Origin of the sequence: Rhizobium sp. G187 (genome assembly GCF_051549525.1) — a bacterium.
Classification (GTDB): domain Bacteria; phylum Pseudomonadota; class Alphaproteobacteria; order Rhizobiales; family Rhizobiaceae; genus Allorhizobium.
The window spans coordinates 139,394-162,320 of the sequence record NZ_JBPUGM010000005.1 but is presented as its reverse complement, the minus strand read 5'-3'; the positions used below and the strand labels follow the sequence as shown (position 1 = coordinate 162,320).

General features: G+C 60.5%; 22 protein-coding genes. 14 read left to right on the top strand and 8 right to left on the bottom strand.

The window, feature by feature from the left end:
* Window positions 1-7 precede the first annotated feature (7 nt).
* Entirely contained in the window at window positions 8-988 is a 981-nt protein-coding gene (locus ACSV9I_RS15765) for a sugar phosphate isomerase/epimerase family protein (protein WP_054160347.1), read from the bottom strand.
* Between the two features lie 349 nt (window positions 989-1,337).
* Here ACSV9I_RS15765 and ACSV9I_RS15760 point away from each other — a divergent pair, with 349 nt between their 5' ends.
* The 5 genes from ACSV9I_RS15760 to ACSV9I_RS15740 all read left to right on the top strand — a co-directional run bounded on the left by ACSV9I_RS15760 (window position 1,338) and on the right by ACSV9I_RS15740 (window position 6,463).
* Window positions 1,338-2,279: a D-ribose ABC transporter substrate-binding protein gene (locus tag ACSV9I_RS15760; protein WP_438329818.1), complete on the top strand. Its 942-nt coding sequence runs from the start codon at window positions 1,338-1,340 to the stop codon at window positions 2,277-2,279.
* Between the two features lie 70 nt (window positions 2,280-2,349).
* The gene (locus tag ACSV9I_RS15755; protein WP_438329817.1) at window positions 2,350-2,970 is read left to right on the top strand and encodes a DUF2291 family protein; all 621 of its coding nucleotides are present in this window, start codon (window positions 2,350-2,352) and stop codon (window positions 2,968-2,970) included.
* Entirely contained in the window at window positions 2,967-4,496 is a 1,530-nt protein-coding gene (locus tag ACSV9I_RS15750) for a sugar ABC transporter ATP-binding protein (RefSeq protein ID WP_438329816.1), read from the top strand. Before ACSV9I_RS15755 ends, ACSV9I_RS15750 begins: the two co-directional genes overlap by 4 nt.
* A gap of 14 nt (window positions 4,497-4,510) precedes the next feature.
* On the top strand, window positions 4,511-5,560 hold the full coding sequence (locus ACSV9I_RS15745) for an ABC transporter permease (protein ID WP_438330014.1): 1,050 nt from the start codon (window positions 4,511-4,513) through the stop codon (window positions 5,558-5,560).
* A 93-nt stretch (window positions 5,561-5,653) separates the two neighbouring features.
* Complete coding sequence (locus ACSV9I_RS15740) at window positions 5,654-6,463, top strand: DeoR/GlpR family DNA-binding transcription regulator (RefSeq protein ID WP_438329815.1); 810 nt, start codon at window positions 5,654-5,656, stop codon at window positions 6,461-6,463.
* 188 nt (window positions 6,464-6,651) lie between these two features.
* On the opposite strand, the gene ACSV9I_RS15735 is transcribed toward ACSV9I_RS15740, so the two are convergent.
* The 6 genes from ACSV9I_RS15735 to ACSV9I_RS15710 all read right to left on the bottom strand — a co-directional run bounded on the left by ACSV9I_RS15735 (window position 6,652) and on the right by ACSV9I_RS15710 (window position 12,037).
* The gene (locus ACSV9I_RS15735; protein WP_438329814.1) at window positions 6,652-6,903 is read right to left on the bottom strand and encodes a WGR domain-containing protein; all 252 of its coding nucleotides are present in this window, start codon (window positions 6,901-6,903) and stop codon (window positions 6,652-6,654) included.
* Window positions 6,904-7,025: 122 nt separating this feature from the next.
* The gene (gene hydA, locus ACSV9I_RS15730) at window positions 7,026-8,438 is read right to left on the bottom strand and encodes a dihydropyrimidinase (RefSeq protein WP_438329813.1); all 1,413 of its coding nucleotides are present in this window, start codon (window positions 8,436-8,438) and stop codon (window positions 7,026-7,028) included.
* A 31-nt stretch (window positions 8,439-8,469) separates the two neighbouring features.
* Complete coding sequence (locus ACSV9I_RS15725) at window positions 8,470-9,735, bottom strand: cysteine desulfurase-like protein (protein WP_438329811.1); 1,266 nt, start codon at window positions 9,733-9,735, stop codon at window positions 8,470-8,472.
* Between the two features lie 31 nt (window positions 9,736-9,766).
* The gene (locus ACSV9I_RS15720) at window positions 9,767-10,507 is read right to left on the bottom strand and encodes an amino acid ABC transporter ATP-binding protein (RefSeq protein WP_054160363.1); all 741 of its coding nucleotides are present in this window, start codon (window positions 10,505-10,507) and stop codon (window positions 9,767-9,769) included.
* Window positions 10,507-11,178 carry an amino acid ABC transporter permease gene (locus ACSV9I_RS15715; protein ID WP_438329810.1) on the bottom strand — a complete coding sequence of 224 codons (672 nt, stop codon included), beginning with the start codon at window positions 11,176-11,178 and terminating at the stop codon, window positions 10,507-10,509. Before ACSV9I_RS15715 ends, ACSV9I_RS15720 begins: the two co-directional genes overlap by 1 nt.
* 61 nt (window positions 11,179-11,239) lie before the next feature.
* A complete protein-coding gene (locus ACSV9I_RS15710) occupies window positions 11,240-12,037 on the bottom strand; it encodes an ABC transporter substrate-binding protein (protein WP_438329809.1) in 798 nt (265 codons plus the stop codon).
* Window positions 12,038-12,190: 153 nt separating this feature from the next.
* Between ACSV9I_RS15710 and ACSV9I_RS15705 the strand changes: the two genes are divergently transcribed.
* From ACSV9I_RS15705 to kduD, 3 genes are all read left to right on the top strand, one after another.
* Window positions 12,191-12,889, top strand: coding sequence for a FadR/GntR family transcriptional regulator (locus ACSV9I_RS15705; RefSeq protein ID WP_438329808.1), 699 nt, complete (start codon window positions 12,191-12,193; stop codon window positions 12,887-12,889).
* 133 nt (window positions 12,890-13,022) lie between these two features.
* Window positions 13,023-13,847, top strand: a complete 825-nt coding sequence (kduI, locus tag ACSV9I_RS15700) for a 5-dehydro-4-deoxy-D-glucuronate isomerase (protein ID WP_438329807.1) — start codon at window positions 13,023-13,025, stop codon at window positions 13,845-13,847.
* Window positions 13,844-14,587 (top strand): 2-dehydro-3-deoxy-D-gluconate 5-dehydrogenase KduD, encoded by a 744-nt coding sequence (gene kduD / locus ACSV9I_RS15695; protein WP_438329806.1) that lies wholly within the window; start codon window positions 13,844-13,846, stop codon window positions 14,585-14,587. Before kduI ends, kduD begins: the two co-directional genes overlap by 4 nt.
* Window positions 14,588-14,615: 28 nt before the next feature.
* On the opposite strand, the gene ACSV9I_RS15690 is transcribed toward kduD, so the two are convergent.
* On the bottom strand, window positions 14,616-15,539 hold the full coding sequence (locus tag ACSV9I_RS15690; RefSeq protein WP_438329805.1) for a helix-turn-helix domain-containing protein: 924 nt from the start codon (window positions 15,537-15,539) through the stop codon (window positions 14,616-14,618).
* A gap of 211 nt (window positions 15,540-15,750) precedes the next feature.
* Between ACSV9I_RS15690 and ACSV9I_RS15685 the strand changes: the two genes are divergently transcribed.
* The 6 genes from ACSV9I_RS15685 to ACSV9I_RS15660 all read left to right on the top strand — a co-directional run bounded on the left by ACSV9I_RS15685 (window position 15,751) and on the right by ACSV9I_RS15660 (window position 22,696).
* Window positions 15,751-16,632, top strand: coding sequence for a carbohydrate ABC transporter permease (locus ACSV9I_RS15685; RefSeq protein WP_438329804.1), 882 nt, complete (start codon window positions 15,751-15,753; stop codon window positions 16,630-16,632).
* Between the two features lie 3 nt (window positions 16,633-16,635).
* Entirely contained in the window at window positions 16,636-17,520 is an 885-nt protein-coding gene (locus ACSV9I_RS15680) for a carbohydrate ABC transporter permease (RefSeq protein WP_438329803.1), read from the top strand.
* A 2-nt stretch (window positions 17,521-17,522) separates the two neighbouring features.
* A complete protein-coding gene (locus tag ACSV9I_RS15675; RefSeq protein WP_438329802.1) occupies window positions 17,523-18,617 on the top strand; it encodes an ABC transporter ATP-binding protein in 1,095 nt (364 codons plus the stop codon).
* Between the two features lie 38 nt (window positions 18,618-18,655).
* Window positions 18,656-19,921 (top strand): ABC transporter substrate-binding protein, encoded by a 1,266-nt coding sequence (locus ACSV9I_RS15670; protein WP_438329801.1) that lies wholly within the window; start codon window positions 18,656-18,658, stop codon window positions 19,919-19,921.
* A 73-nt stretch (window positions 19,922-19,994) separates the two neighbouring features.
* Complete coding sequence (gene pglA, locus ACSV9I_RS15665; protein WP_438329800.1) at window positions 19,995-21,569, top strand: polygalacturonase PglA; 1,575 nt, start codon at window positions 19,995-19,997, stop codon at window positions 21,567-21,569.
* Window positions 21,566-22,696, top strand: coding sequence for a glycoside hydrolase family 88/105 protein (locus tag ACSV9I_RS15660; protein WP_438329799.1), 1,131 nt, complete (start codon window positions 21,566-21,568; stop codon window positions 22,694-22,696). Before pglA ends, ACSV9I_RS15660 begins: the two co-directional genes overlap by 4 nt.
* Window positions 22,697-22,927: the final 231 nt, after the last annotated feature.

Sequence of the window (22,927 nt, the reverse complement as noted above, 5' to 3'; positions counted from 1 at the left end):
CCGGCGCTCACATGGCGCCGAACAGTGCCTTCTGAGCAATCCGCAATGCGGCGATGGCATCATGCCGGCTCTGGGCCTCCTTGAGCGCATCGATATCGAGCGCATCCAGCCCCTTCGATGCGGCCTTGAGGAAGTCGATTGCGTGGTTCGCCGTTGCGATGCTGTCCTCGCGGAACGGGAACTGGTCGAGCTGCCAGACGCCATCCCAGCCATTCTTGCGCAGCACATAGAAGAATTCGAAGATCTCGATCGGATGCAGGCTGCCGGCAACCAGATCGTCGTCCCAGCTGCGGTAGTTGTCGTTCACGTCCATGCCGAAGAGACGACCGTAGTCGATGGCGAGCTGCGCGCTGTCGGCGGCGGATTCGCCACCCATGATCGCATGGCCGAAATCGAGAAGGATGCCGATATTGGGCAGGCCGATCTTTTCTATGCCGAGCAGCGTGCGGGCCACAGAGCCGAAGCTCATGCGCACGCGCGGTTCGCGCGGCTTGTATTCGATGACGAATTTGAGGTCCGGGTTTTCGGCTGCAAGCTGTCCCACGCCGTCGAGTGAATGCTTCCACAGGGTGCCGTGGTCAACCTGGAAGGGGTAGTCCCAACCGTCCTGGCCGGGCCAGAGCTTGACGTAGTCGGCGCCGAAATAGCGGACCTGGTCGCAGGCTTCCGTCACCAGTTCATGGGTGCGGCGGCGAACGCCCGCGTCGGGGTTGGTGAAGGAGCCCTTCGAGAATTCGCGGGTATAGATTTCCGGCGTGATGCCGATGACGCCGAGCTTGTTACGGTCGAGCGCTTCCTTGATCTGGGCATTGGAGAAGTCGCCGCCGAAGAAGGGGTAGTTGATGTCGACGACGGAGAGGTCCTTGACCTGTCCGGCAAGATCGATCGCGTCGATGACGCTGCGCGGTGCGCCATAGCCGTCGGTCGCATACCGATCCACATAGGTTGCAAAATGCCAGATGCCGGCGCCAAAACGCTGTGTCGTCATAGATCACTCCTCCGTTGTCGACTGCAAAAGACCACGCGAACCCCCATCAGAGGGCTTCGGCCGCAAATGGCGGCTTTTAGCCCTGGGCTGCAATAGTTGTCTTTCGAATGCTTTTGTTTGATTTCGATATCTTCCATATCTTATAAATCTCGGCAAGGGTTTTTTCAATTTTGCGGGCTGAATTGCTGCATTGCGATATGAATCATCTGATTTTGCGCGCGTTTGCAGCATGGGGCGAAAGAAATCGACAGTTTGCATCATAAAACAAAAACAGATTGACAGAATTCGAAATCATTCGATAGGAATTGGACAGGTCACGACTTGTGGCTTGCGAGAAAGGGAGGTTCTCATGAAAATTTCAAGACGTTTGCTGGTATCCGTTTGCGCCCTAAGCCTGTCCGGCTTTGTGCCTGGCTTCGCTATGGCTGCGGATACGATCGCCATCATCACGCCGAGCCACGACAATCCGTTCTTCAAGGCGGAGGCGGACGGTGCCGCGGCCAAGGCAAAGGAACTGGGCTACGAGACAATGATCCTCGTGCATGATGACGATGCCAACAAGCAGAACGAGCTGTTCGACAGCGCCATCGCTGCGGGCGTCAAGGCGATCATCCTCGACAACGCCGGTGCGGATGCTTCCGTCGCCGCTGTGCAGAAGGCCAAGGACAAGGGCATTCCGTCCTTCCTGATCGACCGCGAAATCACGGCGACCGGCGTTGCCGTGTCGCAGATCGTTTCGAACAACTACCAGGGCGCACAGCTCGGCGCCGAGGAATTCGTCAAGCTGATGGGTGAGGAAGGCAATTATGCCGAACTCGTCGGCAAGGAATCCGACACCAATGCCGGCATCCGCTCGCAGGGTTATCACGATGTGATCGACCAGTATTCCGGCATGAAGTCCGTGGCCCGCCAAACGGCGAACTGGTCGCAGACGGAAGCCTATACCGTGATGGAATCGATGCTGCAGGCGCATCCGGACATCAAGGGCGTCATTTCCGGCAATGACACGATGGCCATGGGCGCCTATGCGGCGCTTGAAGCAGCCGGCCGCAAGGACGTCATCGTCGTCGGCTTCGACGGCTCCAACGATGTCCGCGATTCCATCGCAAAGGGCGGCATCAAGGCAACCGTCCTGCAGCCGGCCTACCAGCAGGCGCAGCTTGCCGTCGAGCAGGCCGACAAGTTCATCAAGACCGGCTCGACCGGCGTCGATGAAAAGCAGCTGATGGATTGCATCCTGATCAACGGGGAAAATGCGTCCAAGCTCGAGACCTTCGCGCTGAAGCCCTGAGAACGCCAAGTCGCCACCTGGAGTGCTCGCGCTCCGGGTGGTTCGTTCTGTTGAAAGAAATGGTCCTTCGATGAAGAAATCCGTCTTGCTCACCGCGAGCATGCTCGCCTTGTTGTGCCTTTCGGGCTGCAAGCTGGTGAAGATCGAGAGCGCCGATGGGGTGGCAGAGGATCCGCTGGTCAAGCTTGTTGACGAAAGCTTCGCGCCGAAGCTCGTGCCCGCACTCTCGGAAAAAGCCGTCGATCTTGCCGTGCTCCGGGAGGCGCTGAAGGCAGGTATCGATACCGCAGGCCAGTCGCATGGCGTGCGCGTCGGCGGTGCCGGTGGCGGCTGGAATTTTGCCCTTAAGGGACAAGGGGTCGTTGTTGCGGAGAACCGCGCCACGAAGGCAGCGATTGCCGAGATCGATATTGATGGCGACGGCGCAGCCGATGCCACGCTGCAGCTTGGTCCCGTGGTCAAGGGAACCGCGCTGCGCGATGCGACCCCCCTTTATGATTTTTCGACCTTCCGCGACCAGATCGAATACGCGAAGCTTGGCCGTGCGCTGAACGATCGTGCTATCGCGGCGTTGCCGCCTGCCGATGTCGCGCTGAAGGGCAAGGTCGTTCGCTTCCTCGGCGCCGTCGTCCTGCGTTCGGCCAAGGAAAAGCCGCTGGTGACGCCGGTCTCCATCGAGGTCGTGCCATGAGCGAAGAACATCCCGTCGGCCTGACGATCCGCAATGGCTCCAAGGTTTATCCCGGTACGCAGGCGCTGAAAAACGTCGATTTCGATCTGCGCCTCGGTGCCGTCAACGTCCTCGTCGGGGAAAACGGTGCCGGCAAATCCACCTTGATGAAGGTGATTGCCGGTGTCGAGCAGCTGAACGGCGGCACGATCACGCTTGACGGCAAGCCGGTGACTTTTGCCGACCGTGCCGATGCGGCGCGCCACGGGGTTGGCATCGTCTTCCAGGAACTCAATCTTTTCCCGAACCTGACGGTCGCCGAAAACATCTTCGTCGGTCACGAGAAAACGATCGGCGGCGTTCATATCGACCGGGCAGGGCAGTCGGCTGCCGCCCGTGCGCTGATGAAGCGGCTGGAGCAGGATATCGATCCGGACACTCCGCTCGGCAATCTCAGGATCGGGCAGCAGCAGATCATAGAGATCGCCAAGGCGCTGGCGGAAAACGCCCGGATCCTGATCCTCGACGAACCAACTTCCGCCCTGTCCGCAACAGAAGTCGAAGTGCTTTTCCGGGTGATCGGCGATCTCAAGCGGCAGGGCGTCGGCATCGTCTACATCTCGCACCGGCTTGAGGAGCTGATCCGGATCGGCGACTACATCACCGTTCTGCGTGACGGCGTGATCACCGGCGCGCGCTCCATGCAGGGCGTCGATATCCCGTGGATCGTGGCCAACATGATCGGCAGCGCATCGAAGGAATTTCCGAAAACCGAGCAGCATGATCTCGGCCCCGAAGTCTTCCGTGTCGACAATGTCTGCCTGCCGCGTCCCGCCGGTGGCTATCTCGTAGACCACATGTCGCTATCCGTGCGGGCGGGCGAAATCGTTGGCCTCTATGGATTGATGGGGGCAGGGCGTTCGGAATTGCTCGAATGCATCATGGCCCAGCATCCCGCATCCTCGGGACAGCTTTACATTCAGGGCGACCTGGTTCGGGAAAAGAGCGTGTCGGGCCGGATCCGGCGCGGTCTGGCTCTGATCCCTGAGGACCGCAAGCGCGACGGTCTCGTCCAGATCATGTCGATCCGCGAGAACCTCACGCTGTCGTCGCTCGGCGATTTCACCAAGGGCTTTCATCTCAGCCTCAAGGCGGAAGCGGCAAAGGCCGTGGAATTCGTCAAGCGCATGGCGATCAAGATTGCCAGCCTTGAACATCCAGTCTCCAGCCTGTCCGGCGGCAACCAGCAGAAGGTGGTCATCGGCAAGGCGCTGATGACGAAGCCGCGCATCCTGTTGATGGACGAGCCGTCTCGCGGCATCGATATCGGTGCCAAGGCCGAAATTTTCCGGACCATGCGCAAGCTCGCTTCCGATGGTCTGGGCATTCTCTTCGTAACCTCGGATCTGGAGGAGGTGCTTGCCCTCTCCGACCGTATTCTCGTGATGGCGAATGGCAGGCTGACCGGAGACTTTCCGGCCGGAGCCGCCGCTTCGGACGTGATTTCCGCAGCAACGCCCAATTTGAACAGGGTCGAACACCAATGAGCAGCTCCGCCACCATGTCCACGCCCAAGTCGGCCGGCACCTCCTCCCAAGCTTCCGCGCTTCTGCTGCTGCTGCGTATGCGCACCTTCGTCGCGCTGATCCTGGTCTTCGCCTTCTTCGCCATTGCTGCACCGAACTTCCTCAGCGGCGCCAACATGCTGATCATTTCCAAGCATGTGGCCCTCAATGCACTGCTCGCCATTGGCATGACATTCGTCATCGTTTCAGGCGGCATCGACCTCTCTGTGGGTTCGATTGTCGGCCTCTGCGCGATGGTGGCGGGTTACCTCGTGCTTTACGGGATCGACTTGCAGATCGGCTACAGCCTGCAGTTCAACACGCTGGAGATCTGCCTGATTGTTGCGATCGTCGGTGTCATCATCGGCCTCGTCAACGGCTTGCTGATTACCAAACTCAACGTGGCGCCGTTCATCGCAACACTCGGAACGCTCTATGTTGCGCGCGGTGCGGCCCTTCTCTTCTCCGATGGCCGGACCTTCCCGAACCTCGCAGGCAATGCAGACTACGGCTCCGATACCTTCAGGCTGATCGGTTCCGGAACCCTGCTCGGTTTCCCGTTGTCCGTCTGGATCATGGTTGTCGTCGCTTTGCTCGCAGCCTATTTCGCAACCCGGACGCCACTTGGCCGGCATATCTATGCCGTGGGCGGCAATGAACGCGGTGCAGCTCTCTCCGGTGTTAACGTCGATCGCATCAAGCTTTTCGTCTATATGTTTTCCGGCTTCTGTGCGGCTTTGGTCGGCCTGATCATCGCCTCCCAGCTGCAGGCCAGCCATCCCGCGACCGGTGAGACCTTCGAGCTTAATGCCATCGCGGCAGCCGTGTTGGGCGGAACCTCGATGTCGGGTGGACGTGGTCGCATCGGCGGCACGATCGTCGGCGCCTTCGTCATCGGCATTCTTGCCGACGGCCTGATCATGATGGGCGTCTCGTCCTTCTGGCAGACTGTCATCAAGGGGCTTGTCATCATCGCCGCCGTAGTCGTCGACCAAGTGCAGCAGAAGCTGCAGGCGCGTGTGGTGTTGCAGCAGCAGGCGGCTTGAGGATTTCAACCGGCAGGCACTTGTTGTAAGCGAAGGGTCAGCTTAAATCGATCAGTATCGTTTGCTTGCGAAATTCGAGGTTTGGACCGTCAGATGGAAGCGAAGACAGAGACTGAATCTTCCGACTCCATGATCGGGCTCCTGTCCGAACCACGGCGGCGCAGAATTCTGGAATGGTTGCAGGAAGAGGGCTCGGCCCGCGTCCGGGAACTGGCTTCGGCTTTCCATGTGTCGGAAGCGACGATCCGTCAGGATCTCGAGCGGCTGGAAAACGAGGGCTTCATCACCCGCGAACATGGCGGTGCCTACCTGAATTCGGTGGCACCGCAGACCGGCACCATGACGCTCCATCATCAGGAGAACATGGACAAGAAGCGCAAGATCGGCGCGCTTGCAGCTGGTCTGGTCAAGGATGGCGAAACGCTGATCCTCGATGCCGGCACCACGACGACCGAAATCGCCATGCGGCTGACCAATCGCCGCAATCTGACCCTGATCACGAACGCACTGAACATCGCGATCATTCTGGGGGCAGTGCCGACGTTTGCCGTGCACATGCCCGGCGGTCAGTTCAAATCGCCGACACTGTCGCTCTCCGGTGACAAATCGGTCGAATATTTCAGCAATATCTTTGCCGGAAAGCTGTTTCTTGCGACGGCGGGCGTGGATCTGGAGGCCGGACTTACCTATCCGAGCTTTGCGGATCTGCAGTTGAAGGAAGCCATGATCAAGGCCGCCGCCCATGTCTATCTCGTGGCGGATTCCTCCAAGATCGGACGTTCGTCCTTCACCCGTCTCGGATCTCTCGATGTCATCCAATCGCTGATCACGGATGACGGCATTCCCGACAGGGTCGCCCGCGAATTCGAGCGCCGCGGCGTGGAAGTACTGATCGCGGTCTGAAGCCTCGATCCTGGTTTCAGATGACCGGGAAATGCGCTGCTCGTCGCACGCTACCCACAAGAAGCCCGCGCCGGGATTTCGTGCGCGGGTCGTCTCGACTTTGGCCTGTGGGTTGCCGATCCCATGGCCACGGACAGCAGCGGCGACGGGGCATCGGAGGCATGAAAGATGGTGTCTTCTGGGTGCCTTCAACGCACTGGCGGCCGGTAGCCACGGGCATGTTTGCGCCGGATGAGATCGCGGAAGAGGTCCACGGCCTCGGCTTCCTGCTCGAAGAGATGCATCTTCGTCTGTCCGCGCCGGCCAATCCGCCCCCAGATCCGCGTGAGGCAGATGCCGCCAAACAGTGACGTCGAAATCTCCATGGCATAGAAGCGGGCCATGTTCTTGGCCGGGTCGATGCGTTCGATATAAATCTGGTGGTCGGGCTCTGCATTCATGGGACGAGACTCGAATATTCGGGTCTTTTCGTCCAACGAGAGTTTTGAATCTAACCGGGGCGACCGATTCACAGGGCTGATGATTGGGCGGCGCGGTAATCACCGCTGAACAAGCCCCCGTTTTACTTTGGAGGGGCAACCAGCCCCGAGCGGCCACGTGCCTGGTAGAGGCCGACTGGGTCACCACCGACCAGTTCTTGCCCGTGGACGACGGTCTTTCCACGCACCATGAGATGGACGGGCCAGCCTTTGATATCCAGTCCCTCATAGGGCGTGTAGTCAGCCCCATGCTGCAGCATGTCGTTGGTGAGCGTCACCTGCTTCTTCGGGTCCCAGAGCGCGATATCGGCATCTGCCCCGATCGCGATCGTGCCCTTTTGCGGATACATGCCGTAAAGCTTGGCGTGATTGGTCGATGTCAGCGCGACAAAGCGGTTGATATCAATCCGGCCTTTCATCACCCCTTCGGAAAAGAGGATCGGCAGGCGGGTTGCTACACCAGGAATGCCGTTCGGGATCCAGCGGAAATGCCGCTTTCCCTTCTCGTTGAGCTTGCCTTCCGGATCGTCGAACCGAAAGGGGCAATGGTCAGAGGAAAAGAGATCGAAAACGCCCTGTTCGAGCCCCTCCCAGCAGGCATCCTGGCTCGGTTTGTCGCGGGGCGGAGGGGAGCAGACGAATTTCGCCCCGTCCATGCCGTCGAGATCGAGGTCGTCGGCGGTCAGCATCAGATATTGCGGACAGGTTTCGCCGGCGATCTTCTGGCCACGCTGACGGGCTCTTCGGATTTCCTCCATCGCCTCGCGGTTGGAGACGTGGACGATGACGATGGGCACATCGACGATTTCGGCAAGCGACAATGCGCGGTGTGTTGCCTCGCGTTCTGCGGCAACCGGCCGGGTCGTGGCATGGTATTTCGGCGCGAGTTTGCCCTCTTCCTCGTGCCGTCCGATCAGGTAGCGGATCGCATCCTCGTTTTCGCAGTGGACCATGACCAGCGCACCGGTGCGGCGTGCCGTGTCGAGCGTCGCGAGGATCTCGTCGTCGCGCAGGCGCAGGCCCTCATAGGTCATGAAGACCTTGAGCGATGTGTAGCCATCCTCAACGAGGGCCGGCAGTTCCTGGCCGAGAACTTCTGCCGTTGGATCCGTGATGACGAGGTGGAAAGACACGTCGACATGACACTTCCCCTCCGCCTTGGCGTGATAGACCTTCAAGGCGTCGCGCAGCGACTGGCCCTTCTCCTGCATGCAAAAGGCGAGAACCGTGCTGTTGCCGCCGATCGCGGCTGAGCGCGTGCCGCTGTCGAAGTCATCGGCCATGACGATGCCGTCGCCGGAGGGTTGGTCGAGATGCACATGGCTGTCGATACCGCCCGGCAGCACGAAAAGGCCGGTCGCATCGATCACCTCGTCCGCATCCGTGAGTTCTGCGGCGAGTGCTGCGATCCGGCCATCCTTGATGCCGACGTCGCTGACGAAGGTGTCGCTTGCCGTCACCACCGTCCCATGTCGGATTACCGTATCGAAGCGCATGCCAGTCTCCTTGCTTTACAGGTCGTCGTCTTCAGCTGGCTTTGGCAAGCCCAGCCTCGCCGGAGAGGATCCGGTCCAGTGCTGCGGTAAAGCGGTCCACTTCCTCAATGGTATTGTAATGCACCATCGAAACGCGCAGCATGCCGCCATGGTCGGTCAGCCCGAGATATTCGGCAAGTCGGCGCGAGTGAAAATCGCCGAAACGCATGGCAATCTTCTCGGCATCCATCGCCTTGCACAATTCGCCGGCTTCGCGTCCGTCGAAGCGGAAGGCGATGGTCGGCACCCGATGGCTTTCTCGGTTTACGGATTGCCCGACGATCGTGCAGTCATTGCGCGAGCGCAGATAGGCAAGAAGCCGTTCGGTCAGGGCATCTTCCTGCGTCGTGATCGCGCCATAGGCCGCTTCGATTTTCTGCCGGGTCGTCCCGGTTTCGCCGGCCTGCTCGCCGAGCGTCACCAGATAGTCGACAATGCCACAGGTCGAATAGGCAAGCTCATAGTTGGGATTGCCCGGCTCCAGCTTACCCGGCACTTTGTCGCGACCATAGAAATAGTGGTAGAGCGTGTCGAGTTCGAGCAAGAGGTCGTATTTGCCGTACATCAGCGCATAATGCGGACCATAGGTCTTGTAGAGGCTGAAGACGTAGTAATCGACGTCGAAGGCCTGCACATCGACCGCGCGGTGCGGCGCATAGGCAACCGCATCGACGCAGATCTTCGCGCCGCGGGCATGAACGAAATCTGCAATCGTGCGGATCGGGTTGATCGAACCGAGAATGTTCGAGCAATGGGTAACGCAGACCAGCTTGGTGCGGTCACTCATCAGCGGGGCGAGATCGGCAAGGTCGAGGGTCAGGCTATCCTTGTTGAGCGGCCAGATCTTCAGAACAATCCCGCGTTCCTGCAACCGGTCCCAGGGGCCGATATTGGACTCATGATCCGAGACGGTGATGATGATCTCATCGCCTTCGGATAGCTGGCTATGCATGGCGCGGGCAAGGTTCTGCAGCAGTGCCGTGGTCGAGTTGCCGAACACGATTTCTTCGGGGCGCCCGGCATTCACCAGATGCATCGCGGCGGTGCGGGCCTCATAGAGTGCGGCTGCTGCTGCCTGTGATACTTCGTAGGAGCCGCCGATCTGGACATTCTTCTCGTAGAGGAAGGTATTGATCCGCTCCACGGCACCTTTCAGGATCTGCGATCCGCCGGCATTGTCGAAAAAGGTCCAGCCGCGATCGAGGCCGGGAAACTGGCTGCGGACGAATTCGAGATTGAGCGGCGAGGTTGTGGCCATCCTTGTGGTCCTCCGATTGTATTTTTCTTATTCAGTGATTGAGGACAGCGCGGAGAAACCCGCGCGTCCGCTCATGCTTGGGTGTGTCGAAGATCTCCTCAGGCTTGCCGCTTTCGACCAGCCGTCCGCCGTCCATGAAGATCACCCGGTCTGCGACCTGCCGGGCAAAGCCCATTTCGTGAGTGACGACGATCATGGTGACGCCGGTGCCTGCAAGCTTGCGCATCACGTCGAGCACTTCGCCGACCATTTCCGGGTCGAGCGCCGAGGTCGGTTCGTCGAAGAGCAGGACACGCGGCTCCATGGCAAGCGCCCGGGCGATCGCCACGCGCTGCTGCTGGCCACCGGAAAGCTGACCGGGAAACTTTTCCGCCTGTTCCGAGATGCCGACACGGGCGAGCAGTTCGCGCGCCTTGCGTTCGGCGTCTGCCTCTGGGGTGCCGCGCACCCGCATCGGTGCGAGCATGACGTTCTTCAGGACTGTCATATGCGGGAAGAGGTTGAAGGACTGGAAGACCATGCCGACTTCGGCCCTGACCTTGGCAAGCGCCGGACCGGGCTCGACGCGAATGCCGTCCACGGTGATCCGGCTTTCCGGCGCGAAGGCTTCGAGGTGATTGATGCAGCGGATCAGCGTCGATTTGCCGGAGCCCGACGGGCCGATCACGCAGACCACTTCGCCTTCGGCAATGTCGAGATCGATGCCATGCAGCACGGTGAAGGTACCATAGGCCTTGGTCAGCCCGCGAATGGATATGAGAGGGGTGGTCATCAGCGTTTCCCCCGGCTGAAGTGTTTCTCAAGACGCGAGACGACGGCGACCATCGGCCAGAGCAAGGCGATATAGATCAGCGCTGCCCCGATCAGCGGCGTCGGGTTGGCCGCAAGCGCCTGCGCCTGCGTCGCCTGCTTGAGGAGATCCGGCATGGCAACGACGGAGGCGAGCGCCGTATCCTTCATCACGTTGATGCAGTTGTTGGTGAGCGGCGGAATGACGATGCGGATCGCCTGGGGCAGGATCACGTCGATCATCGTATGCCGGTTGGACAGTCCAAGTGCTGCCGAGGCCTCGAACTGGCCATGCGGGATCGCCTCGATGCCGGCCCGGAAGATTTCAGCCGTATAGGCCGCCGAGACCAGCGACAGTGCCGTCACCGCAGACAGGAAAGGCGAGAGGCGGATGCCGACGAAGGGCAGCGCGTAATAAACGACGATCAAGAGCACGAGCAGCGGGATCGAGCGGAAGATGTCGATGTAAACGCGGATCAGCAGCTTGAAGAAGCCGGGCGCATAGAGCCTGGAAACCGCCAGAAACAGCCCGCCGGCGAGACCCACGACAATGCTGGTCACGCCGATCTGCAGCGTCACGACCAGACCCCACAGAAGCGCGGGCAGGCTGTCGGCAAGAACCTGCAGATTGAAGAAGGTATTGAGAAGTGTCATGCCGCATCGGCTCCCTTGGTGAACCGGCGGAACATGGGCGTCCCGCCGGATGCATCACAGGTTACTTGCCCTTGGGCATATCGAGGACGGTAACGGTCGAGGTCGTGTCTTCCGCCTTGGCGCCGAACCAGGTTTCGTGCAGCTTGGCGATGAAGCCTTCCTGCTTCAGCGTGGTGATCACGGCGTTCACTTCGGTTGCGAGCGGGTCGTTCTTGTTGAACATGATCGAGTATTTCTCGCCGGTCGGAATGCGCTCGACCACCTTCAGTTCCGGCTTGTCCTTGACGTAGTAGAGAAGCGCCGGGATGTCGGAGATGTAGCCGTCGACGCGGCCGGCGACGAGATCGAGCATGGCCGGCTGCAGGCCTTCGAAGCGACGGATTTCGCCAAGCTTGTATTCGCCCTTGTTGGCTTCGGCCCACATGTCGCCGGTCGAGCCGGTGTCGACGCCGACGACCTTTTCGCCCATGTCCTTGAGGCCCGTGATTCCGGAGGCGGCGGTAACGGTGAGCGACTGATCGCTGTCATAATAGGGCTGGGCGAAGGTCACCGATTCCAGGCGCTTCTCGGTGATGGTGATCGACGAGATCGCCATATTGATGCGGCCGGACTGCACCGCCGGGAAAAGGCCGTTGAATGGCGTGTTGACGAATTCCACCGTCTTGCCGAGGCGCTTGGCGATCTCGTTGACGAGATCGACTTCGAAGCCGGTGACCTTGCCGCTAGCATCTTCGAATTCCCACGGCACATTGCCGATATTCGCGCCGACAGTGAAGTCGGCGGCCTGGGCGCCCGCCGAACCGAGAGCGGTCATCAGGCCGGCAAGAAGCGTCGCTTTGAGTGTGAATGCGCGTGTCATGAGAGTTCCCCTTGTTTTTTGAACATGACTCAATCTACATTGGTCTAACTGGTCAGACCAGTTAGACCAAACAAGCATGCTGCTTTCCGCTTGGCAAGATGGTGTTGGAAAAAATAGATTGGACCTCTGGCAAGAGGCGAGAAAAGGGATCGCATGTTCAACAAGACGCTTCTACCGCAGTCTGTGGCGCGCGAGATCCAGGGCATGATCCAGTCCGGCCAGTTGAAGCCCGGCGAAAAAATCCCCTCCCAGCGGGAGTTCTCCCTGAAGTTCGGCATCAGCCGCGCCTCGCTGCGCGAAGCGCTGCTGACGCTTGAAACGCTGGGTCTCCTGAAGACGGAGGCCGGTCGGGGGACCTTCGTTGCCGAGCCGTCACGCGCCGCGCCCGGCACTTCAGGCCATATGGCGCCTTGGCGCTACTCTGACAGCTATTCGGTCTTTGACGTCTTCCAGACCCGTATCATGCTCGAAGGCGAGATCGCCGGGCTTGCCGCCGGTCGACTGACGAAGCTGGAGCTCGACAAGATGGAGCAAGCCACGAAAACCATGGAAGAGTGCTGGGCGAGCCAGGACCTGCTGGCCAATGTCGATGCTGATCTTGAATTTCATGGGCTCATCGTCTCTGCCTGCTCCAACGCCATGCTGAAAGCGCTTTATCAAACAGTGCGCGACCAGGTGACGGAAACGCAGCGCCAACCAATCCCGATCACGGACCCGGAGCGCATGCGCCAGTCGATTGCCGAGCATCGCCGTATCATCGCGGCACTCCGAGCAAATGATGGCCCGCTCGCCCGCCGCGAAATGGAAGCCCATATCCGCAACACCGCCCGGTGTGCGGGGCTTGAGCCCTAACCGTTCCTCTCACTTTCGCTGCCTGCCAGTTCGATGTTGCTTTCTGACGGTCGCCGGTCGGGAAGACTTGACCTCCTGCGCCTATCATACAATAAAGGCTAACTCGTATTACAAGTTGATGAGGAGGAGTCAGATGCTATCCGTTGAGACCAGGCAAGCCGTTCACCCGGAACACGCAAAAACGCTGGATACCGCGGGCTTGCGCCGGCATTTTCTGGCCGAGAACATGTTCAAGAGTGGCGAGATCCGGCTGATCTATACGCATTATGATCGCTTCGTCATGGGCGGCGCGGTGCCGGCTGGTGCCCAGTTGACGCTCGACAAGGTGGAAGAGACGAAGACGCCGTCTTTCCTCGACCGTCGCGAAATGGGCGTGGTCAATATCGGTGACACAGGAACCGTCTCGGCGGGCGGCGAGACCTACACGCTGAACCGTGGCGACGTGCTTTATCTCGGCGCCGGGTCCGGACCTGTCACCTTTGGCGGAAACGGCCGCTTCTACATCACCTCTTGCCCTGCACATCGCAGCCTTCCTGCGCGCCTCGTGACGCTTGCCGACAGCAAGGAAGTAAAGCTCGGCGCAGTCGAGACCTCCAACAAGCGCACGATCAACCAGTTCATCCATCCGCTCGTCATGGAAAGCTGCCAGCTGGTGCTCGGTTACACGACCCTTGAGGACGGCTCGGTCTGGAACACCATGCCGGCCCATGTGCATGACCGGCGTATGGAAGCCTATCTCTATTTTGGCATGGAAGAGACGTCGCGGGTGCTGCACCTGATGGGCGAGCCGCAGGAAACCCGTCATCTCTTCATCGCCAATGAGGAAGGCGCCATCTCGCCGCCGTGGTCGGTCCATTCGGGCGCGGGCATCGGCACTTACACCTTCATCTGGGCGATGGCCGGTGACAATGTCGACTATACGGACATGGAATTTGTCCAGCCGGCGGCACTGAGATGAGCGCCGTCTTTTCCCTTCACGGTCGCAAGGCGCTGGTGACCGGCGCCAATACCGGCCTTGGCCAGGCGATTGCCGTCGGTCTGGCGGCAGCCGGTGCGGAAGTCATCTGTGCCGCCCGTCGGGCGCCGGACGAAACGCTTGCCATGATTGCGGAGGCGGGCGGCAAGGCGCAGGCGCTGGCCATCGACTTCAGCGATCCCATGGCCGCAGCTAACATCTTCGACGGTGAGAATATCGACATCCTGGTCAACAATGCCGGTATCATTCGCCGCGCGGACGCCACGGATTTCACCGAGGCCGATTGGGATGACGTCATGGACGTCAATCTCAAGGCGGTGTTCTTTACCAGTCAGGCTTTTGCCCGTGCGCTCTTTGCCGTCGGAAAACCGGGCAAGATCATCAATATTGCCTCGCTTCTCTCCTTCCAGGGCGGCATTCGCGTTCCCTCTTACACGGCCTCGAAGCATGGCGTTGCCGGGCTGACCAAGCTGCTTGCCAATGAATGGGCAGCACGCGGCATCAACGTCAATGCGATTGCGCCGGGCTATATCGAGACGAACAATACCGAAGCGTTGCGCGCCGATGCGGACCGGAACAAGTCGATCCTCGACCGAATTCCGGCGGGTCGCTGGGGGCGGGCCGAGGATATTGCAGGTGCTGCCGTCTTCCTTGCTGCGCCTGCGTCCGACTATGTGCATGGCGCCGTCCTCAACGTCGATGGCGGTTGGCTGGCGCGCTAATCCCGCTGCATTTCCCGTCCGGGCCCGATCACGGGGCCCGGGCGGTGGCGGCTGCGAGATGCATCTGCTGTTCCGCTTCGTCGAGTTTCATCAGGCCGCCATGCCGGCTTTCTCGCACCTTGGCGATATGTTCACGTGGGCTGATGCCGATGGTGCGCTTGAACATCCGCGAAAAGTAATAGGGGTCGGCATAGCCCACTTCCGCAGCAGCCGACGCAACAGGCAGACCTGCCTCGAGAAAGTGCATCGCCCTTTCCATACGCTTGAACTCCTGGAACTTCCGCGGCGTGCGCCCGATCCGCTTCTGGAATTCGCGCAGGAAATAATCCTGGTTATAAGGCGAGTTCTCGACCGCCTTCGTTGCAATCTCCGGGTCGAGGGGATGCGCCGAAATCATGGATGCAGCCTTCATGACCGCAAGGTTGATCGCGTCAGACCCTTCCGGCTGGAAGGTGGCCTGATCCCGCCACCCCAGGAACGCGTCTTCCACATAGGCAATCAACAGCACCATGAAAAGGTGATGCTGGGCGAGCGTCACCGAGGAGGGCGGCGCGCTCTGGCGATAGTGACGCACCAGGGGCTCAAGCAGCGACCAGCGGCTCAAATGCACCTTCGGGTTCAGATCCATCTGCGCCAGAAGGTTGTGACGCCCATATATGTCGAGACTGAAATGCTGGGCCACACCCAGATAGATTTCCGTCTGCTCGTTCCATCCAAGGAAGCGCTCGTTACGCCGGATGAGCATTGCGTCACCCGGTTCCATCATGCGTGGCTGCCCGGCGACATGATAATGCCCACGTCCTTCGAGACAGATGACGAGGTCTTCAACCGGGTTGGTCTTGTCGATCTGCCAGGTGTGCGAATGCTCCATCCGGATTGCCGCACGGGTCAGCGTCAGCGACAGGGCGGCAGGCGGAATGGCGGAAAGAATTCCACCTTCGATTTTGTCCATCTTTTTCCTCCCGTTCGTCAATGTATTCTGGCGAGGAATTGGAGGAATGTCACGGCGCAAACCAAATTTGCCAGCCGATTTTCAGGGAGGAGATCGGATCGCAGGAAGGTCAGCCTGAATGGGTTGGAACGACTGCGTCGATATGGGAGTCGAACTTGTACGAAAGTGTATCTGAAGAAATTGTCTCGACAGGCATGCTTGGGGTGCTGGCATGAAGAGTAACCGGCTTATGGGTTACGCCTATCTGGCGCCTTATATCATCGGCTTGATGGTGTTCACGGCGATCCCGTTCGTGGTTTCCTTTTATCTGAGCTTCACCAGCTACGACCTGATGAACGAGGCGCGCTGGACGGGTCTCGCGAATTACGAGCGCCTGCTGACCCGCGACCGGACATTCCTGAAGTCGCTGAATGTCACGTTGATCTATGTCTTCCTGACCGTGCCGCTGAAACTCGCCTTCGCGCTCTTCATTGCGGCGATCCTCAACTATCGGCTGAGCTTCATCGGTTTCTTCCGCACGGCTTTCTACGTGCCATCGATCCTCGGCGGATCGATCGCGATCGCCGTCCTGTGGCGCTATATCTTTGCGACAGAAGGCCTGGCCAATATGGCGCTCGTGACCGTCGGACTTGATCCTGTGGACTGGTTCGGCGATCCGACCAATGCGCTTTTCACCATCACGCTTCTGCGCTGCTGGCAGTTCGGCTCGGCCATGGTGATCTTCCTGGCGGCTCTGCAATCGATCGACAAGTCGCTTTATGAGGCGGCAGCCATCGATGGCGCCGGCAAGATCCGCACCTTCTTCTTCATCACCCTGCCGCTCCTGACGCCGGTGATCTTCTTCAACCTGATCATGCAGATGGTCCAGGCCTTCCAGGAGTTCAACGGTCCCTACATCATCACCCAGGGCGGGCCGCTCAAATCCACCTATCTCCTGCCTCTCTACATCTATGACGAGGCCTTCAAGAAGTTCAACATGGGCTATGCCTCGGCCATTGCCTGGGTGCTCTTCGTCATCATCACCGTATTGACCCTCGTCGCGTTCTGGTCGTCGAAGAAGTGGGTCTATTACGCCGGCGACAAGCGGAACTGAGCCATGACAGACCTTGCAACCCTCAATGATCTGCAGGCCGCGCGCCGCCGCCGTCTCGCCCTTGCATCGACCACCCTGCGCTACACGCTGCTGCTGGTCGTCGGCTTCGTCATGCTCTATCCGCTGATCTGGCTGGTTGGCGCGAGCTTCAAGACCAATTCAGAGATCTTCTCCGGTGCAGGTTTCTGGCCACAGCAGCCGACGGTGGATGGCTATGTAAAGGGCTGGGAGACCTCGACACCCTATACGTTCGGCCGGTTCTTCTGGAATTCCTTCCTGATCATCATGCCGAAGGTCATCGGCACGGCGATCTCCTGCACGCTTGCGGCCTATGCCTTTGCCCGCTTCGATTTCCCGTTGAAGAAGCTGTTCTTCGGCTCTGTCATCGCGATCCTGCTCCTGCCGAATGTCGTTACCCGCATTCCGCAATACATGTTGTTCCGCGATCTCGGCTGGCTCGACACCTTCCTGCCGCTCTGGGTGCCCTCAGCCTTTGCCGGTGACGCCTTCTTCGTCTTCATGCTGGTGCAGTTCCTGCGTTCGCTGCCACCGGACATGGAGGAGGCGGCGCGCGTGGACGGAGCCAATTCGCTGCAGACGCTCCTCTACATCGTGGTGCCGATGCTGGCGCCGGCTCTCATCTCCGTATGCCTGTTCCAGTTCATGTGGACGATGAACGACTTCCTCGGACCGCTGATCTACCTGTCATCGGTCGACAAATACCCAGTGAGCCTGGCCCTGAAACTGTCGATCGATACGACAGAGGCCTTCGAGTGGAACCGCATCCTGGCAATGTCGGTCCTCACCATTACCCCCGCGCTCGTCGTCTTTTTCGCGGCGCAACGATACTTCATTGAAGGGATCTCGTCCGGCGGGATCAAGGGCTGAGCATGGCAAGAGTACAGTTGAAAAATCTCGAAAAGACCTATGGCAACGCCTTCAAGGCCGTGCATGGGATCAACCTCGACATCGAGGACGGCGAGTTCATGGTGCTGGTCGGCCCCTCCGGCTGCGCCAAGTCGACAACGCTGCGCATGGTGGCGGGGCTGGAGGAAATCTCCGGCGGCGAAATCCTGATCGGCGACCGACGCGTCAACGACCTGCCGCCGGGCAAGCGTTCGATCGCCATGGTCTTCCAGAACTATGCGCTCTATCCGCACATGAAGGTCCGCAACAATCTGGCCTTCGGCCTGAAGATCGCCGGCAAGTCCAAGCCGGAGATCGCCGAGGCGATCGACCGCGTTGCCAAGATGCTGGAAATCGAGCCGCTGCTCGACCGCTTGCCAAAGCAGCTATCGGGTGGTCAGGCCCAGCGCGTGGCGCTCGGCCGGGCGCTGATCAAGCAGCCCGGCGTCTTTCTCTTCGACGAGCCGCTCTCCAATCTCGACGCCAAGCTCAGAGCCTCGATGCGGGTGCGCATCACCGACCTGCATCGCCAGTTGAAGGCCGGTGGCCTGTCGTCAACGGTCATCTACGTCACCCACGACCAGACCGAGGCGATGACCATGGGGGACCGGATCTGCGTCATGCAGTCCGGGCACATCATGCAGGTGGCGACCCCGAAGGAGCTTTACAATCATCCGGCCAATCTCTTCGTTGCAGGCTTCATCGGCAGCCCGGAGATGAACCTGGTTGACGCGACCATCGATGGCGACAGGTTTGCCATCGGCAACCAGAGCTTGCCGCTTGGCGGTGGGCTGTCTGCACGGCTCTCCGCGCGCCCGAAGGACGCGGTCGTCGGTATCCGGCCGCAACATCTCTCGCTGGTCTCTGACGGGGAGGGGTTTGATGCGCGGCTGACCAATGCCGAGTTCATGGGCCATGAAGTCTATCTCCATGCGGAGCTGGACGGCCGAAAGCTGGTCGCTGTTGTCGGCGCTGCGGACTACGAGGCGCTTGGCGGCGCCGGGACTGTGCGGCTCCGCCCTGATTTCGATCACATCCACATCTTCGACAAAACCGACGGCCGCAACGTCTCGCTGTGAGGAGGCAGCGTGCGGCCCTAACCCAAGGAGGAACGACAATGACATTGAAGAAGACCCTGACAGCCCTGGCCGGTGTGGCCTATGGCGCGCTAATCGTGGCAACGCCTGCCCAGTCGGCAGAACTGCGCATGTCGTGGTGGGGCGGCGAAAGCCGTCACGTTGCCACCCAAAAGGCCATCGAGGCCTGCGGTGCCAAACACGGTCACACCGTGAAGGGCGAGTTCACCGGCTTCGACGGGTATCTGGAAAAGCTCACCACCCAGATGGCAGGTCGCACCGAAGCGGATATCATGCAGGTCAACTGGCCCTGGCTGCCGCTGTTCTCGCGCAATGGGGAAGGCTTCGCCGATCTCACCAAGCTGACCGCGCTGGACCTCTCCAACTGGACCGAGACGGATCTCAAGGCGGGCTCGATGAACGGTGTCCTTCAAGGCGTGTCCGTCTCCACCACCGGTCGCGTCTTTTTCTTCAACCAGACGACCTTCGAAAAGGCCGGTGTCGCTATCCCGAAGACCTGGGAAGAGTTCTTCGAGGCGACGGCCACGATCAAGCAGAAACTTGGCGAGGACTACTACACCTTCAACGCCGTCAAGGAGACGGCGCAACTGGTTGTGACGCTGGCCATTGTACAAAAGACCGGCAAGGATCTCGTCGATCCCGCCACCAACCGCGTGGCCTGGACCCCGGAAGAGCTGGCGGCCGGCATTTCTTTCCTCGGCAAACTGGTCGAGGCCAAGGCCATTCGCTCGCAGAAGGAAGAGGCAGCAGACGGCAACGTCAACCTGTTCGAGAAGCCGGCCTGGTCTGAAGGCAAGATTGCCGGATCCTATGAGTGGGATTCGACCTATTCGAAATATGCCGACCCACTGAAAGAGGGCCAGGTTCTTGCGCCGTCTCCCATGCTGAAATTCGCCGATTCCGTCACGGATGGGGTCTATCGCAAGCCGTCCATGGTCTTCTCGATCTCGCGCAATTCGAAGAACCCGGAAGCCGCCGCCCAGATCCTCAACTGCCTGCTGAACGAGCCGGAGGGTGTCGATGCGCTTGGCACCTCGCGCGGTCTTCCCGCGTCCAAGGCTGCAGCCGCCCGTCTTGGTGAGAGCGGTGAGCCGGAAGTCCGTGCTGCCAATGCCATCGTCATGGCAGCCTCCGGCCCGCTCGTTTCGCCCTTCAATGAGCATCCGGAAATTCGGGCCGCCTTCATCGATACGCTGGAGGAATATGCCTATGGCCAGATCAGCGCCGAAGATGGTGCCCAGCAGATCATCGACACAGTGAACGACGTCCTGGCGAAGTTCGACTGACACTGACACCGCCCGCCGCGGAATGCGCGGCGGGCACTTCATTCCATGCGGGCGTGAGCCCGGAGACGAGATCATGACCCGACCTTCCATCCTCGCGCTATCCGCGCGAACGGCAGCGCTATGCCTGCCGGTCCCCGATGCGCGTTACCACCTGCCGGAGCCGCTGGCGTATCGCCTGAGGTCCCTCGACGGCGGCGGTGCTGCGCGCACAAGGGAGGACCGGGTCGAAACGGCCGTTCTGCTGCTGCATGATCTGATCCCTGAGACGACCTACCAATTTGAAGTGGAGGGTTTTGAGGCTCTGGCCTTTTCGACACGCCCCTGCGCTGGCCTCGTTAACGCCGTTGACTTTGGCCTTCTCCCTGATGTCGAACTGGACGATGCCGACACGGCCTGGGGTAATGCCGAGGCCCTTGGCCGCGCCATCGAAGCGGTGCCCACAGGCGGCACGCTTCTCGTGCCTCCGGGTGTCTGGACGGCTTATCCCACCGTCTTGAAAAGCGACATGACCCTGAATCTCGCCGAGGGCGCGATCTTGCGCGCGCCGTCCACGCGCATCGGCTGGCCGATCCTGCCGGCGCGTGACGAGGCCGGCCGCATGCTTGGCAGTTGGGAAGGTCTGCCCGCGGCCTGTTTTGCAGCGCCTGTTCATGCCATCAATGTCGATCGTCTGACAATCGAAGGCAGGGGGCTGCTCGACGGTTCGGGGGCAGAAGGCGATTGGTGGGCCTGGCCCAAAGAGACGCGGGAAGGCGCTCGTCGTCCGCGCGGGCTGCATCTCATCTCCAGCCGTGATGTGACGCTTCTCGGCTTCACCATCCGCAATGCCCCGTCCTGGACCATCCATCCCCAGGGCTGCGAGCGCCTGACGGCTGCGGGTCTGCATATCCTCGCCCCGCATGACAGCCCGAATACCGACGGTTTCAATCCGGAATCCTGCCTTGACGTCCTCATTGCCGGAACCCGCTTTTCGGTGGGTGACGACTGTATCGCCGTCAAGGCGGGCAAGCGCGGCGACAGCGGTGAGGGCGATCATGTTGCGGAAACCCGCGGCATCCACGTCCGCCACTGCCTGATGGAGCGGGGCCATGGCGGCCTCGTCATCGGTTCGGAAATGTCGGGTGGTGTGCATGACGTCACCGTCGAGGATTGCGAGATGCGCGGCACTGACCGCGGTTTGCGGCTGAAAACCCGGCGTGGCCGGGGTGGGATCATCGCCAACATCACCATGCGCCGCGTGCTGCTCGACGGGGTCGAAACGGCGCTTTCTGCCAATGCCCATTATCATTGCGATGTCGATGGTCATGCGGGTTGGGTGCAGAGCCGCGCGCCCCAGCCGTTCGGCCCGGGCACGCCGCTGATCGACGGCATCACTGTGGACCATGTGGAGATCCGCGGTCTTGCCCATGCAGCCGGCGTCTTCCTCGGCCTGCCCGAGGCGCCGATCCGCAATGTCCATATCTCGAATCTGGCCATCCTGTCGCATGACCCAGATGCCCGCCCGATACCGCCGATCATGGCGGATTACGTCCGGCCGATGCGCCACGAGGCCATTCTCGCCGAATGCGCCGAAATCACCTGCGACGATCCAAGCCTGATCAGCGATGCCACCATTTCCCTTGATCCCCCGCGTGAGACCTCACAATGACCCTTCCCGACTATTTCGACCGCTTCGCCGAAGGCTATCAGCCCTACAAGGGAGCAAGCTGGTGCTATGAGGACGGCTGTATCTATCGCGGATTGGAGCTTCTCTCGGCAACGACAGGCGAGCCCCGTTGGATGGCACATCTGCATCGTCTGGCCGACCGCCAGATCGGCCAGGACGGCGCACTGCTCGGCTACGACCCGCTCGAATACAATATCGACCACATTCTCTCCGGCCGCGCGCTTTTTGCGCTTCACCGCGATACGGGGGAGGAGCGCTATCTGCGCGCCGCCGACCGGCTCTATTCTCAATTGCAGACCCATCCGCGAATCCCCGCCGGCAATTACTGGCACAAGCAGCGCTATCCGCATCAAGTCTGGCTGGATGGGCTCTATATGGGACTACCGTTCCAGATCGAATATGGACAGGTCAGAGGCAAGCCCGGCTTGGTGACCGATGCCTTGCAGCAGTTCGCGACCGCACTCGCGCTGACGTCGGCCCCCGGTGGTCTGTATGTGCATGGGTATGATGATGCGCGTGCGCAGCGCTGGGCCGATCCCCTCACCGGCAAGTCGCCCGCTGTCTGGGCGCGCGCCGTGGGTTGGCTCGCCATGGCGATGGTCGATGCGCTGGCGCTTTTGCCGATGGACGAGGGGACAGCCACGCTCCGTCTGCGTCTTGCCTCCCTGCTCGACGCGATCGTCGCGCGCCAGACGGACAACGGCCTGTGGATGCAGGTTCTTGATGCGCCGGATCTTGACGGGAACTATGAAGAAACCTCGGCGTCTGCAATGTTTGCCTTTGCCCTGATGCGCGCAGCCCGGTTGGGTCTTGCGCCTGGTTCGGATGCTCGGTGTCTTGCTGCGGCCGGGCGCAGGGCACTGCATGCGATCCGTGACCTCAAGCTGGAACAGGAGCCAGGCGGCGCTGTCCGCCTTGGCGGCATCGTTCATGTCGCCGGCTTGGGTGGTTTCGAAGGTCGCTATCGTGACGGCTCGCCCGGATATTACCTCACGGAGCCCGTTGTATTCGATGATGCCAAGGGTGTTGGCCCGCTAATGATGGCGCATGCGGAGGCGGTGCTGGCGGGAACCGGGGCGCGGGCCACCGAAGCTTTGCTGAACATCTGACTCTGGCCCGCATATCTGTCTGCCACCCGGCTCCGTTCGAGGGCCGACAGGTGCCAAGACGCCCGAACGGCATGGCAGAGGCGCGACCGCAATGCGGATGTCACATGGTGGTCACGCTGTCTTGCTCTAAGGCGGACAGTTTGCACCAGGATGTGTAGGCCGCATGATACGGGCCGCTTTGCGAGGGCATGTGAATATCCGAAGCCCTGGTCCAACAACTGGGAGCAGTTC

Bases quoted from the DNA above. Each gene is read 5' to 3' on its own strand.
- ACSV9I_RS15755 (WP_438329817.1), top strand. From the start codon at position 2,350: ATGAAGAAATCCGTCTTGCTCACCGCGAGCATGCTCGCCTTGTTGTGC.
- ACSV9I_RS15675 (WP_438329802.1), top strand. From the start codon at position 17,523: ATGGCAAGAGTACAGTTGAAAAATCTCGAAAAGACCTATGGCAACGCC.
- ACSV9I_RS15750 (WP_438329816.1), top strand. From the start codon at position 2,967: ATGAGCGAAGAACATCCCGTCGGCCTGACGATCCGCAATGGCTCCAAG.
- pglA (WP_438329800.1), top strand. From the start codon at position 19,995: ATGACCCGACCTTCCATCCTCGCGCTATCCGCGCGAACGGCAGCGCTA.
- ACSV9I_RS15685 (WP_438329804.1), top strand. From the start codon at position 15,751: ATGAAGAGTAACCGGCTTATGGGTTACGCCTATCTGGCGCCTTATATC.
- ACSV9I_RS15690 (WP_438329805.1), bottom strand. From the start codon at position 15,539: ATGGACAAAATCGAAGGTGGAATTCTTTCCGCCATTCCGCCTGCCGCC.
- ACSV9I_RS15760 (WP_438329818.1), top strand. From the start codon at position 1,338: ATGAAAATTTCAAGACGTTTGCTGGTATCCGTTTGCGCCCTAAGCCTG.
- kduD (WP_438329806.1), top strand. From the start codon at position 13,844: ATGAGCGCCGTCTTTTCCCTTCACGGTCGCAAGGCGCTGGTGACCGGC.
- ACSV9I_RS15680 (WP_438329803.1), top strand. From the start codon at position 16,636: ATGACAGACCTTGCAACCCTCAATGATCTGCAGGCCGCGCGCCGCCGC.
- ACSV9I_RS15660 (WP_438329799.1), top strand. From the start codon at position 21,566: ATGACCCTTCCCGACTATTTCGACCGCTTCGCCGAAGGCTATCAGCCC.
- ACSV9I_RS15705 (WP_438329808.1), top strand. From the start codon at position 12,191: ATGTTCAACAAGACGCTTCTACCGCAGTCTGTGGCGCGCGAGATCCAG.
- ACSV9I_RS15735 (WP_438329814.1), bottom strand. From the start codon at position 6,903: ATGAATGCAGAGCCCGACCACCAGATTTATATCGAACGCATCGACCCG.
- ACSV9I_RS15720 (WP_054160363.1), bottom strand. From the start codon at position 10,507: ATGACCACCCCTCTCATATCCATTCGCGGGCTGACCAAGGCCTATGGT.
- kduI (WP_438329807.1), top strand. From the start codon at position 13,023: ATGCTATCCGTTGAGACCAGGCAAGCCGTTCACCCGGAACACGCAAAA.
- ACSV9I_RS15670 (WP_438329801.1), top strand. From the start codon at position 18,656: ATGACATTGAAGAAGACCCTGACAGCCCTGGCCGGTGTGGCCTATGGC.
- ACSV9I_RS15715 (WP_438329810.1), bottom strand. From the start codon at position 11,178: ATGACACTTCTCAATACCTTCTTCAATCTGCAGGTTCTTGCCGACAGC.
- ACSV9I_RS15725 (WP_438329811.1), bottom strand. From the start codon at position 9,735: ATGGCCACAACCTCGCCGCTCAATCTCGAATTCGTCCGCAGCCAGTTT.
- ACSV9I_RS15710 (WP_438329809.1), bottom strand. From the start codon at position 12,037: ATGACACGCGCATTCACACTCAAAGCGACGCTTCTTGCCGGCCTGATG.
- ACSV9I_RS15745 (WP_438330014.1), top strand. From the start codon at position 4,511: ATGTCCACGCCCAAGTCGGCCGGCACCTCCTCCCAAGCTTCCGCGCTT.
- hydA (WP_438329813.1), bottom strand. From the start codon at position 8,438: ATGCGCTTCGATACGGTAATCCGACATGGGACGGTGGTGACGGCAAGC.
- ACSV9I_RS15765 (WP_054160347.1), bottom strand. From the start codon at position 988: ATGACGACACAGCGTTTTGGCGCCGGCATCTGGCATTTTGCAACCTAT.
- ACSV9I_RS15740 (WP_438329815.1), top strand. From the start codon at position 5,654: ATGGAAGCGAAGACAGAGACTGAATCTTCCGACTCCATGATCGGGCTC.